At 36.7% G+C, this 13021-nt stretch carries 13 protein-coding genes; 11 read left to right on the top strand and 2 right to left on the bottom strand.

The window, feature by feature from the left end:
• Positions 1-3 precede the first annotated feature (3 nt).
• The 3 genes from APF76_17970 to APF76_17960 all read left to right on the top strand — a co-directional run bounded on the left by APF76_17970 (position 4) and on the right by APF76_17960 (position 3565).
• The gene (locus APF76_17970; GenBank protein ID KUO48843.1) at positions 4-2142 is read left to right on the top strand and encodes an aldehyde:ferredoxin oxidoreductase; all 2139 of its coding nucleotides are present in this window, start codon (positions 4-6) and stop codon (positions 2140-2142) included.
• Between the two features lie 72 nt (positions 2143-2214).
• Positions 2215-2412 carry a thiamine biosynthesis protein ThiS gene (locus APF76_17965; protein KUO48772.1) on the top strand — a complete coding sequence of 66 codons (198 nt, stop codon included), beginning with the start codon at positions 2215-2217 and terminating at the stop codon, positions 2410-2412.
• A 133-nt stretch (positions 2413-2545) separates the two neighbouring features.
• On the top strand, positions 2546-3565 hold the full coding sequence (locus APF76_17960; GenBank protein ID KUO48771.1) for a hypothetical protein: 1020 nt from the start codon (positions 2546-2548) through the stop codon (positions 3563-3565).
• Here APF76_17960 and APF76_17955 read toward each other — a convergent pair.
• Together APF76_17955 and APF76_17950 are read right to left on the bottom strand one after the other, a co-directional pair.
• Positions 3557-4165, bottom strand: coding sequence for a hypothetical protein (locus APF76_17955; protein ID KUO48770.1), 609 nt, complete (start codon positions 4163-4165; stop codon positions 3557-3559). The two genes, APF76_17960 and APF76_17955, sit on opposite strands and share 9 nt — an antisense overlap.
• Positions 4166-4296: 131 nt before the next feature.
• The gene (locus APF76_17950) at positions 4297-5217 is read right to left on the bottom strand and encodes a hypothetical protein (GenBank protein KUO48769.1); all 921 of its coding nucleotides are present in this window, start codon (positions 5215-5217) and stop codon (positions 4297-4299) included.
• A gap of 193 nt (positions 5218-5410) precedes the next feature.
• On the opposite strand from APF76_17950, the gene APF76_17945 reads away from it, so the two are divergent.
• The 8 genes from APF76_17945 to APF76_17910 all read left to right on the top strand — a co-directional run bounded on the left by APF76_17945 (position 5411) and on the right by APF76_17910 (position 12951).
• Positions 5411-6565 (top strand): hypothetical protein, encoded by a 1155-nt coding sequence (locus tag APF76_17945; protein ID KUO48768.1) that lies wholly within the window; start codon positions 5411-5413, stop codon positions 6563-6565.
• An 11-nt stretch (positions 6566-6576) separates the two neighbouring features.
• Positions 6577-7599, top strand: a complete 1023-nt coding sequence (locus APF76_17940) for a molybdopterin-binding protein (GenBank protein ID KUO48767.1) — start codon at positions 6577-6579, stop codon at positions 7597-7599.
• An 8-nt stretch (positions 7600-7607) separates the two neighbouring features.
• Positions 7608-8750, top strand: a complete 1143-nt coding sequence (locus APF76_17935) for a hypothetical protein (GenBank protein ID KUO48766.1) — start codon at positions 7608-7610, stop codon at positions 8748-8750.
• A 224-nt stretch (positions 8751-8974) separates the two neighbouring features.
• Complete coding sequence (locus tag APF76_17930; GenBank protein KUO48765.1) at positions 8975-9220, top strand: hypothetical protein; 246 nt, start codon at positions 8975-8977, stop codon at positions 9218-9220.
• Positions 9221-9292: 72 nt separating this feature from the next.
• Positions 9293-10456, top strand: coding sequence for a permease (locus tag APF76_17925; GenBank protein KUO48764.1), 1164 nt, complete (start codon positions 9293-9295; stop codon positions 10454-10456).
• A 34-nt stretch (positions 10457-10490) separates the two neighbouring features.
• Positions 10491-10877, top strand: a complete 387-nt coding sequence (locus APF76_17920; protein ID KUO48763.1) for a hypothetical protein — start codon at positions 10491-10493, stop codon at positions 10875-10877.
• Positions 10878-11151: 274 nt separating this feature from the next.
• The gene (locus APF76_17915) at positions 11152-11571 is read left to right on the top strand and encodes a hypothetical protein (protein ID KUO48762.1); all 420 of its coding nucleotides are present in this window, start codon (positions 11152-11154) and stop codon (positions 11569-11571) included.
• Between the two features lie 882 nt (positions 11572-12453).
• Positions 12454-12951 carry an acetolactate synthase small subunit gene (locus APF76_17910; protein ID KUO48761.1) on the top strand — a complete coding sequence of 166 codons (498 nt, stop codon included), beginning with the start codon at positions 12454-12456 and terminating at the stop codon, positions 12949-12951.
• Positions 12952-13021 lie beyond the last annotated feature (70 nt).

Below are 13021 nucleotides of genomic sequence, written 5' to 3'. Positions count from 1 at the left end.
GAAATGAAAAATGCCCATAAGCTTTTAACTGAAATGAAGTATGATGTTGGTTCTGTAGATAAGGGTTATACTAATCGTACCCTATATATAAACCTATCTGAAAATAAAATTGAAAGCAAACCAGTTACAGAGGAAGTTAAGGAGAAATTTATAGGCGGCAGAGGCTTCGGATTATATTATCTATGGAATGCAGTTAACGAGAATACTAAATGGAATGATCCTGAAAATGAAGTAATCATATCATCTGGGCCTATCGGGGGAATCACCCAATACCCAGGTACTGGCAAATCACTAGTTGTAAGTTTATCGCCCTTAACAGGAGTACCAATTGACAGTAATGTTGGTGGTTACTTTGGTCCATATTTAAAGTTTTCAGGGTGGGATGCACTAGAGCTTCAAGGAAAAGCTGAAAAAGATGTGATAATCTATATTGATGGTGACAATGGTCGTATTTCCATTGAAGAAGCGCCATTAGAAGAGACAGATTCTCATCTTATTGCAGAGCATCTTACAGAAATGTATTCAGATAGTGACTATGGAAAGAGAAATATATCTGTAGTTTCAGCTGGTAAAGGGGCTGAAAATTCTCATGTCGGTCTCTTAAACTTTTCGTTTTGGGATCTTAAGAGAAAAGCACTTAGAATTAAGCAGGCTGGGCGCGGGGGTATAGGAACAGTTTTTAGAGATAAGAAGGTTAAGGCAATAGTTGTTAAATACTCCAATACTAAGGGAGATTCTAATAAACCTGCTGATAGGAACAAAGTAGTTGAATTAGGTATTAAGCTCCATAAAGAAATCCACGATCTAGATGATAAGCAAAATAGAATGAGAAAGACTGGTACAGCTTATTTAACAGAGATTATGAATGACTATGATTTGTTGCCAACTAATAACTTTAAATTTGGTTCCCATCCAGATGCCCATAAGATTTCTTCCAAGGAGTTTAGTAAGTGGTTTCAGTTAAGTGGGAGTGACGGTTGCTGGTTCGGATGTACATTAGCTTGCTGTAAGGTTGTTCCAGATTTTGAAGTGCTTACTGGCCCATACAAGGGACAAAAGGTAGTTGTGGATGGTCCTGAATACGAAACTGTTGCTGCAGTAGGTTCAAATTGTGGCATCTTCGATAGTCAGTACGTTCTAGAATCAAACTTCTATTGCGATACCTATGGAGTAGATACTATCTCGGTGGGCAATATTACTGGTTTTTGTATGGATTGCTATGAAGAGGGAATACTTGATAAAGAAAAAACTGGTGGTCTGGAGCTTACCTTTGGCAATAAAGATGCTGCCTTAGAGCTTTTGCATCAAATGGCTAGAGGAGAAGGCTTTGGTAAAATTGCAGGGTTAGGGGTACGTAAGCTTAAAGCATTGTTTGTTAAGGAATATGGTGCTGATGCAGAATTCTTAGATGACATTGGAATGGAGAACAAAGGTCTAGAGTATTCAATGTATATGCCCAAGGAATCCTTGGCACAGCAGGGTGGATATGCATTAACAAATAAGGGACCACAGCATGATGAAGCATGGTTAATTTTCATGGACATGGTCAACAACCAAATCCCAACCTTTGAAGATAAAGCGGAAGCTCTCTTCTATTTCCCGATTTTCAGGACATGGTTTGGTTTAGTGGGACTTTGTAAGCTTCCTTGGAATGATGTAGTTCCTGCAGATAACCATACAAGGGAAAATGCACAAAATGTTCCTGAGCATCAGGAAAATTATGTGCAGATGTTTACAGCAATTACAGGACGAAAAATGGAAAACGCTGATTTAATTAATCAGTCAGCTCCTGTATATCACTTCCAGAGAGTATTTAACTTTAGGATGGGTTATGGAAGCAGAGAAAATGATAGTGCTCCAACACGTTCCATAGGGCCTGCTACACTTGAAGAGTATCTATCACGAGAAGAAAGGTATGATAAACAGTTAAAAGAAATTGTTGGAATTGATCCAACAGAAATGAAGGCTGAGGATAAGTTTCAGGCAATGAGAAAGTTTAGAAGAGATCAATACAATCAGCTGTGTGATAGTGTATACGCTAGGAGAGGCTGGACGAAAAATGCAGTTCCTACGTTAGAAACTCTAAAGCAGTGGGGCATTGATTTCACAGAGGTTGTGGATGTTGTTAAAAAACACCTGTAGCTTTGAGAAGTGAGAAGTGAGAAGTGAGAAGTGAGACGTGAGACGTACACCGGGAAATAGGAGTGGAGTTTTATGATAAAGGTTAATGGAAAAAATGTGGACTGGAATGAAGGAATGACAATAGAGACTGTTTTAGAGAAATGCAATTACACCTACCCGTCAATTGTGGTAAGTGTAAATGGTACGGTAATTCATAAGGACAAATACTCTACCACAGTCATCAATGACGGAGACGATGTTAAGGTGATCCATATGGTGGCTGGAGGATAATTAAAAACATAAGGATTTAAAGGGGCAGGCTGGTTGGAACATACAATTACTTGCCCTTTTTCCTTTTGGATAGTTCTTTAGATTAATCTATATGATATTAGTAATATTGACTTCTAAGAGAGATAATCTGGTAATGGAGACTTTAAATAGAATAGGTGGTGTTACATTGAAAAACATACAAAAGAAGATACTTTTAATTACTACAGGGGGTACGATTGCTAGCAAAAAAGACAGGCAAACGGGTCAGATTCATTCAGGAGTTATTAGTGGTTTTAGCCTGGCCAGCTTGATACCAAGCTGGAAGGATTTTTCTTGTGAAGTACATGATCTATTTCAATTACCAAGTGGTCACCTGACCATGTCTAATTTAAGAAAGGTTAGCCAGATTATTGACCAGGCTTTTAAAGAGGAAAAATGTACTGGCGTTGTATTAACCCATGGCACAGATACCCTTGAAGAAACAGCTTATTTTCTAGATCTAATCTTACAGAACAATGGACCTGTGGTGTTAACTGGTTCTCAGCTGCCGCCTGAAGAAATAGCATCCGATGCCCTTAGAAATTTACAGGATTCTCTGCAGGTTGCCATTAGTGAGGAAAGTAAAGATAAAGGGGTTGTGGTTGTATTTAACGGCAAGATATATGCAGCGGCTGAAGTAATTAAGATACATACAAGTAATTTAGATGCTTTTGGAGCTCCTGGTTGGGGGCCAATAGGGTATTTGGATGAAAAAGAGGTAGTCTATAAAAGAGTAGTAAATAACCATGTGAAGCTTGCATTAGGAAACATGGACAAGGAAAGTAAGGTTTATATAATAAAGTTTGCACTCGGGATGGATGGGTGTCTTATTGATATGGCATTAAAGTCGGGAGCAGATGGTTTGGTTTTAGAAGGCTTTGGCAGGGGACAGATACCTCCAGAAGCAGTAGGGCAGGTAAAAGAAGCTGTTAATCATGGCATACCAGTTGTTTTAACATCTCGGTGTTATGAAGGAACTGTAAGAGGGGTTTATGACTATAAAGGTTCGGCAGCCCAGCTTGAGAGACTTGGTGTAATTTTAGGCAATGATTTGCCTGGGCAAAAGGCAAGGATTAAACTTATGCTTGCACTTAATAACCAGATGAGTATTACAGAAATAAAAAACTTATTTTGATTTCAACCCATACATATTGTAATGAAAAAGGTCCATGGTTGCAGCATTTAGGTCAAATGGGCTATCGTTTTTTAACCAGCTTAATAAGAGTGCATAAAAACCCCCTACTAGTGCTAAAGCAGCAACCTGGGTATTCTGTTTTGGGATTAAACCTAACTCTAAGGCCTCGTTCAAATCATCAAGAGCAAGCTGTACTAGTCCATCCTGTAAAACTGATAGATGCGTGTTGATAAGAGGACTAGCATGTGGTGCTTGGATAAGCATGAGCCTTGCAAGACTTCTTTCTTTGATGAATAGCCGCACGCAAGCATTCATCGATGCTTGCAGCTTTCCTAATGTATCAGGCACCTTTGTTCTTTCCCCTTTAATATGGGCTAATAGTTCTTGATACATTTCCTCCACAAGTGCTTCAAAAAAACCTTCTTTATTCTTAAAATACAAATAAAAGGTACCAGTAGCAATCCCCGCAGCCTTAGCAATATCCTTTATGGACGCTTTTTGGAAGCCTTTTTCTGCAAATACTTCCTTAGCAGCTTTTATAATAGCTCTTTCTTTATCCTTTAATTTACCTTTTTGATTTTTCTGACCAAAAGCTTTCACTTTAACACCCCGATTTACTAAAACTAAGGCTTACGTAAGCAGGACACCTTTACGTAAGCCAAGTTAACAACCCAATTTATTTTAATACATTTTTAAAAGCTAAGTCAATCTAAATGATAGGTTATTACTTTTCATTCAGTTAATTTTACACCCCTAAGGCCACTATCTGTTTGTGAACTATCAATATCTCCACTAGTGGTATATTCAATAAAATAACCTGTTATCTCTGCATGACCGTAAGGGGATGTGATGTTAATAGGATCTAACATGAACATAGCAAATCCTTTAACTTCCTTATACCCTGCTCCAGCAGGTGCTGGTGGGTCAAATATTGGAACAGCTATGAGCCTGGAACATCCCTCCTGGTAATTATCATAGGTGCATCCATGTGTGCAATCATCTATTAAATCGTTTATAGCCTTTCTGATAGCATTTGATGATAAATTTCCTGTCTCTGACTGAATGCTATCACCCTTCTTAATTTTTCCATTATAGCCGTTCTTTAAGTTTTCCGCAACTTGCGTAGCACCAGAGTCTCCCAGTCTGATAAACCCATAATTGCCTGTTTCCCCATCATCTGCACCATATTTTAATATATAATGTTTGCCATATTCTAAATTTTCATCATAGATAGCTAAAGGTCTTAATCCATTATCAATAGAAGTTAATGGCCCTGATATAGCAGTAGCGGATGCTTTAACCACTCCCTGAGTAAAACCAAGAATTTTCATAAAGGTATATGTAATATCCACTTCACCTTCTACTCGAATTGATTTAGCCATCTCAGATATATCTATAGTAAGGCTATCCTTACTAAAACCGTTTTTTTCTATATACTCTTCTGCAATATTTTTTGCTAGCCCAGCATTTTCATACAATGCCTGTGAACCAGCTAAAGCTGCAGCATCTACTGCATTTTGCAACTTTGCCTTAGTTATGTATAGAGACCCTCCATCTACTGCTAATCCAACAAGTCCACAGAGAACCACCATGGCTAGGGCAGTTAATAGAATAACTGCACCTCTTTCTGATTTAAGTAGTGTTCTAAACATGAAATCCCCCCTAAGTTTCACTTTATCACAAAAGAAATTGAGAATATGTACCATGAGATGATATAATTTAGATGGATAGTTCTAAAGATATTATTCTAACACTAACATTAAACTAGTCTGTTATTATCCACCATGGGGCAGGAGTGTTATATTAATGGGACTATTTGCCTGTATTTATAAAGATAAAGAGTAAATGAATAATTTTCCAGGGGGCAAGAGAAGGAATTATAGATTAATAGGTGAATTTCTTGTTAGAAAAAGATTATTGGGGGTTAGAATTTTGACAGCAAGGTACAGCATGATAGTTATTGTAACTTTACTATTTTTATTTACTTTTGGATGCGGTGTAAGTGATGCTGACCAGAAGGTACAAGATAACACAAGTGAAGAAATAATTAATCAAGATGAGAAAGAAAATGAGGAGAAATCCCAAGAAAATTCAGGCAATAATATAGAGGAATTGCAAGAAGGTCCACTACCTGCAAATGAAGCTGGTCAGGTGATGGTTCTCATGTATCATCGTTTTGGTGATACAGAAAGCACCTGGCAGAGAACATGGGGCAATTTCCGGGTTGACATTGAAAGGCTATATGAGGAAGGGTATAGGCTAATCAGTATTAAAGATTATTTGAATAATACAATAGACATACCGGCAGGGTATTCTCCTGTTATCTTAACCTTTGATGATGGCTATTCCAACCAATTTAGTGTTGAAAAAATTGAAGATGAATGGGTTTTGAAGCCCCAGACGGCAGCTGGGATTATGTTTGAGTTTTATCAGGAGCATCCTGACTTTGGGCTCGAAGGTATATTCTATGTGAATTCACAGCCCTTTAATGGTGGCAATTGGAGGATTGCTGCGGAGTACTTGGTAGGTGAGTTGGGAATGGATATTGGCAATCATACCAGAACCCACATAAATATGAATGAGCATGGGCCTAATAAGGTTATTGAGGAGTTAGGGGGCCTTGTAAAAGATTTTCAAGAAGTTCTTCCTAATTATCAAATAGACTCTTTAGCATTACCCTTTGGTGTAGCTCCGTCATCTCCTGAGACCTTGTCGGGGGAATATGATGGTGTAAAATATGAAAATAAAGGCGTATTATTGGTGGGTGCTAATCCAGCACTATCACCTATTGCTGAAAAATACAACCCATTGAAGATTCCAAGAATTAGAGGAGATGAGGAGAACTTTACAAAATGGCTTGATTATTTCATAGAGAATCCTCATTTGCGATATGTTAGTGATGGTGATCCAGAAAAGATAACGGTACCATCAGATATGAATGATATACTAAGCCCAGAAGTTCTTGAGGACAAAAGGCTACAGGTATACCATAGAGAATAGGGGATGGTTTTTTGAAAAAGGTTAGAGTCCAAGATGCTGTGGGTATGGTTTTGTGTCATGATATGACAAAAATTATTCCAGGAGAATTTAAAGGCTGTGCATTTAAGAAGGGTCACGTTATTACAGAAGGTGACATACCAGAGCTATTAAAGATCGGGAAAGATAACATCTTTGTCTGGGAAAAAAAAGAAGGAATGCTCCACGAGGATGAAGCAGCTCTGAGAATAGCCAGAGCTGTAGCAGGTAATGGTATGCATTTGTCAGAGCCCTCGGAAGGCAAAATAAATCTTTTCGCTCAAGAAAAGGGTTTATTAAAAATTGATGTGGAGAGACTCAATAGAATTAATTCAATTGAACAGGTAATGTGTGCAACAATTCATGAAAACCAGGTTGTAAGTGAAGATCAATTAATTGCCGGAACAAGGGTAATACCCTTGGTGGTAGAAGAGGAACGGATACGGTTTGTTGAAGCCATATGTAATTCAAACCCTATTATAAACATTAGACCCATTAAGCCACAAAAGGTGGGTATAGTATCAACAGGTAGTGAGATATATCATGGAAGAATTAAAGATAAGTTTGGTCCAGTTGTTAAGAATAAACTTGAAAGATTCAATTGCCAGGTGCTAGGTCAGACCATAGTGGATGACAAGGTTGAAATGATCTTAGGGGCAATAAAAGATTTTCTTAAAGCCGAAGCAGATATGGTAGTAATAACAGGAGGTATGTCAGTTGACCCTGATGACCTCACGCCTTTTGCAATTCGTAGTACAGGTGCCCATATTGTCTCCTACGGTGCGCCAGTTCTTCCGGGGGCAATGTTTTTATTAGCATATCTTGACGGGAAAACTCCTATTATGGGATTGCCAGGCTGTGTTATGTACGCCAAAACAACAGTATTTGATCTTATCCTCCCCAGAGTATTAGCTGGTGAAATCTTAAGCAAAAGTGATTTATCTAGTTTGGGGCATGGAGGTTTGTGTACCACTTGCCCAACATGCACCTTTCCTGCATGTGCTTTTGGAAAGGGGTAAGATGATAAATGGTAATCGGGCCAAGAATCTGGAAAACGGGGATAGCAGTAGCATTATGTATTTTTTTAGTAAAATCCTTTAACTTGACCTCGCCACTTTTGGCTGTAGTAGCTGCTATTATTACTATTCAACCATCCATCACCAAATCCATTGTTCAAGGTGGTAATAGGGTGGTTGCTACTATAATAGGGGGAAGTATAGGATTTGTTATTGTAAGTTTCTTTGGATCCCATCCTATTACAGTAGGCCTAGCCGTTATCCTTGCCATTGCTATTTCAATTAGACTTAACTTACAGGATGGAATTGTGATAACTGCGATTACTGTAGCTGCTGTTATGGTTGATGTTACTGGAGATGCAAAATACTTTGCATTGTATCGTCTCCTAGAAACCTTGATAGGAATTGGGGTGGGGGTAGGTGTAAACTTGGCATTTTCACCTCCTAATACAGAAAAATACCTTATTCAAGAATTGATGAATGTCAATCATAGTTTAAAAAATCTATATGTGGCTGTATTAAATGGCTTCATAACGAATAAAGGATATGATCAGAGAAAACTTGAAACAGAAATCGAACATATTAGAGGTAAATTAGAAGATATCAGGAGAAGAATGTTTGAGTTTAAGGATGAAATCGGCTATAGGAAACTTATGAAAAGCCAACAGGTTAAAAAATATGAAACAGTAGTAACAAGCTTTAATCTGATATTTGAAAGAATTTTAGGTATATATTATACAGAATTAAATAGATCTCAAAGAAATATAGATGTTGAAAGTTTCTCTAAAGAATACATGGATATTTTAGAAACCCTTCAAAAGCTTTTAACTACTACAGTCAGCATGCAGGAAAATATAATATGTTACTTAACTAGTAAGAATGTAGACTTATGTCTATATCTGAATAACTGTGGAATGCAAAGCTCTAGCCTAGTTAGAGACTTAAGAAAGCAGATAAATGAGTGGCATCTTAAAGATGAAAACAAGAATAAATCACTATCTCTTATGGAAATTTCAAATATTTGCTATGAAATGGAGCAAATAAACCAGCACCTAATCAGAATCAATGAAGCTTTACAACAATTGATAAAAGGCGAAGCTGCTAATACTGAAAATGGGTTTGTTCAAAGGTTAATCAGGAAGTTTTCCAAGTGAAATTTGTAAGCGTCCATTCAAAAAAGGCTATGGACGCTTATTGTATGGCCAAATAGCATTTTGTAATAAAAAATCCTAAATTATCCTTGAAATTAATTCACTCATGTTATAATATAAGCATATAAGCAAAAAAGAATATGGATTTACCAGTTGGGGACATTCCTCGGCTCTAAAGCTAGACTACAATAGAGGTGTGTCCCCGTAAATTAAAGGAGGGGTTCAATTTGAATATAAAAGTATTGGGTTCGGGGTGTATGAAATGTAATAAGCTTGAGGAGCTTGTTAAAGAGGTTGTTGGGGAAATGGGAGTAGATGCAAAAATCGAGAAAATAACAGATATTAAAGAAATTGCTAAAACAGGGATACTAATGACACCCGGTCTTGTAATTGATAATGAAGTTAAAGCTAGTGGGAAACTTCCTTCAAAAGCAGAAGTTACTCAGATGATTACAAGTGTCTTGGCTAAGTAATTAAATTCCAAAACACCCTGGCAGGGTGTTTTTAATTTAAGAATTTAGTAAATAGATTTTGGGGGAGTTATTATGAAACAATGGCAAAAGCTTTCCATATATATAAGTGTGTTTTTAGCATTATATCTAATACCTTTTAGCAGTCCAAATGTGGAAGGTGCAATTCTAGAGTCATTTAAAATGGTAGGCGAATATGCTAGGGAACACGTTCTATTCTGTTTAATCCCTGCTTTTTTCATAGCGGGAGCTATTGCAATATTTATATCACAAAATGCAGTCTTAAAGTATTTTGGGTGCAGGGCTAAGAAGTGGATTTCCTATTCTGTAGCTGCAGTTTCAGGAACTGTACTGGCAGTATGCTCCTGCACAGTTCTTCCTCTCTTCGCAGGATTATACACAAGAGGAGCCGGAATAGGACCTGCAGTTGCTTTTCTATACTCAGCACCTGCCATTAATGTTCTAGCAATAATATTAACTGGCAGGGTGCTTGGATGGGAGTTCGGTCTAGCTCGGGCAGTTGGAGCAATAATATTTGCTATTGCCATAGGACTGATAATGTCATTAATCTTTGGAAAAGAGGATGAGGAAAGGGCAGACTTTGGTGAGGGAGAAATTGAAGAGGCTAGAAGTGGACTACAAAATATTTTATATTTTGCTGTGCTTATCTTCATACTGATTTTCGCTGCCTGGGCAAGACCCGAAGAAACCTCAGGTTTTTGGTTTGCCGTTTTTCAAGTCAAATGGCCTATAACTATAGTTTTACTGGGGACATTGGCATTTATGCTGGTGAAATGGTTTAATTTGGAGGAAATAAAAGAGTGGGTTGATTCCTCTTGGGATTTTGCTCAGAAGATTTTACCGTTGCTTTTAATTGGTGTTCTTGCTGCTGGGTTTTTAATGGGAAGGCCTGGGACAAATGGCGGCATTATTCCATCAGAATGGATATCTGGATTTGTAGGAGGAAATTCTTTAAGTGCTAACTTTGTAGCTTCCATTTTAGGAGCTTTAATGTATTTTGCTACTTTGACTGAAGTGCCTATTTTGCAAGGCCTACTGGGTGCTGGCATGGGTAAAGGGCCTGCCTTGGCATTGTTGCTAGCTGGCCCTGCACTTAGTCTCCCCAACATGTTAGTGATTAGAAGTATTATGGGAACAAAAAAAACAGCTGTCTACATTATTCTTGTAGTGGTTATGGCAACCTTATCTGGTATGATTTATGGCTCGTTTTTGGGATAGAATATTAAATATAAAGTTTTAAGGGGTGATATTTGTGGACAAAGCTCTTTCTAAGGGTTTTAAGGCATTAGGGGAACCAACAAGACTAAAAATTTTAAAGATATTGTCTGTACAAAGCATGTGCGTTTGTGAATTAAGTGAAGTTCTTGATATGCTCCAGCCGAGAGTCTCCCAACACTTGAGAATTCTAAAGGAAGCTGATTTAGTTGTAGAGAATAAGGAAGGATATTTCACCTTTTATTCGTTAAATCAAGAAAACATAGTAGTATTATGGGATAGGTTTTTAGAATTTTTAAATGTTGATTTAGAGATATTACAAGGATATGAAGAGGCATATATTAGGCTAAAGGATATAGATAGCAATGAAAGAGTTAGAAGTATTAAAGAAAGAGCCAAAAAAAATAAGATTATTAGTATATAATTTTAATGTTCAGAAGATCTTCTTAAAAAATTAATATTTGTTTTGAAGGAATAGATTTACTTTAGGAGAATTAAAAAATATATAAGCTAAAGAAGTAAATGCTTTATTACAGGGGAGGGTGTAAATGAATAAATGGAAATGCAGTAACTGTGGTTATAGGTTTGAAGCTCAAGAACCACCGGAGCAATGTCCAAGTTGTCAACAAAAGTGTACCTTTATAGATGACAATTGTTATACTCCCGACTGTGGTTTGACTGAAAAGGAGGACTAAGCTATGTGGAAAGTATTTAAAGCTGAAGAGGTTATTGATTTCGCAGTAGAAATTGAGAAGAATGGCCAATTGTTTTACCAAACCCTTGCAGAAAAATTGGAAAATAAAGAGTTAAGTTTAGTTTTTGCTGACTTGGCTGATCAAGAGAGTAAACATATAGTTGATTTCCAAAAGCTTCTTGGTAGTTTAAAGGATGCTCCATTAAATGAAAGTTTTCCTGGTGAGTATCAGGAATATGTGAAAGGCCTTGCTGAAAATCACGTGTTTACAAAGGGGATTGATGAGGCTATAGGATCTATTAAGGAGCCTATTGATGGAATAAATATGGCTATAAAGTTTGAGCAAGAGTCAATACTGTTCTTTCATGAATTAAAAGAGCTTGTTTCACCAGGTAATATGGGGGTAATTAATAACCTTTATTAAAGAAGAGAAAAAACATATTTTAAGGTTATTAGATCTTAAAAAAACATATAGTTGTGTTTGTTGCTAAGTGAACTAGTTCAGCTAAAGCTGAACATCGGGTGGGGGTCTTAACCCATATAGAATACTTTGGATAAAAATAGGGTTGGGAATGTGATTATCCCCAACCTTATTTTAAGTATTAATTTTACTTAGAAGTTTTTTTGTTTGCTTTAGCTGTTTTGACATAATTGGATTTTTATTATTATTACCAGTAGATTGCAATAGCTTCTCAAAAGCTTTTCCTTGCTTTACGAATTGCTCCAACTTATTTCTTGTTAAGCTCAAAAAAATCACCTGCCATTAAAGTATATATCTTAGTAATTACCTGTAACTGTAAAAAATAAACCTGTATCCAAAAATAAAGCCATTTGGGATATATATATGGTAAAGTTACTAGAAAAAATTATTTATTAAAAAGAGGATTATAGGAAAAAATGTAGAATAATAATATCAAGAAGATAAAATTTAATATTGTGATATCTGGTACAAGAAGTTTAAAAGGGGAAACCGGTGTGAGTCCGGTGCGGTCCCGCCACTGTATTGGGGAGTTTTCTTAGATTAGGCCACTAGTAGATTGGGTGGTGTAAGAAAATGAAGAACCTAAGTCAGGATACCTGCCAGTTAATGGTTATGAAACCTACGGTTGATAGGAGTTTCTTGTGATAGTTAATAATTCTCCTTGGCTTATGGTTAAGGAGTTTTTTATTTCTAAATCTCTAGTCTATGACTAGATAGCTCTTCAAAGTTTGGCCGGTTCTGTATTCTTTACAGTAACCGGCATTTTTTTATTGCAAAAAAGCTATACTACCTTTATACTTATCAGAAAAAAGAAGGGGATTAGCTATGAGACATATTCTTGCACTTTTAGTAGTTGACAGACCTACAGTTTTATCACATATTTCTGGCTTGGTGAGTCGTAGGGCATTTAATATTGTAAGTATTGCTGCAGGGCCAACTGAAAAGGAAAAAGTCACCCGAATAACATTAGTAGTTGAATGTGAGGAAAATGAAATTGAACAGGTAATAACACAAATGGAAAAATTAGTAGATGTAATAAAAGTACAAGACCTTACTGCAGCACCATCATTAGCAAGGGAACTTGCACTAGTCAAAGTCAATGCTCTACCAGAAAAAAGAAGTGATATTGTTGATATAGTTAATATATTTAGAGCTCACATAGTGGATGTAACCAGAGAAGCTATGGTGGTGGAATTAACAGGAGAAAGTGATAAAATTGATGCATTATGCGAAGTACTGAAAGACCATGGAATTATTGAAGTGGTTAGAACAGGAAATATATCAGTAACAAGGGGACCAAAATCTGTTAAGGCTCAAGTATAATCAGAGTATTTTCAACGATACAGTTAATTTAGTTAATTTTTGATAAAAATACCACTATTAGACATCATAA

Origin of the sequence: Desulfitibacter sp. BRH_c19, assembly GCA_001515945.1 — a bacterium.
Lineage (GTDB): Bacteria > Bacillota > DSM-16504 > Desulfitibacterales > Desulfitibacteraceae > Desulfitibacter.
Note: the sequence above shows the minus strand (reverse complement) of the source record. Positions and strands in the feature narration are given on the sequence as shown.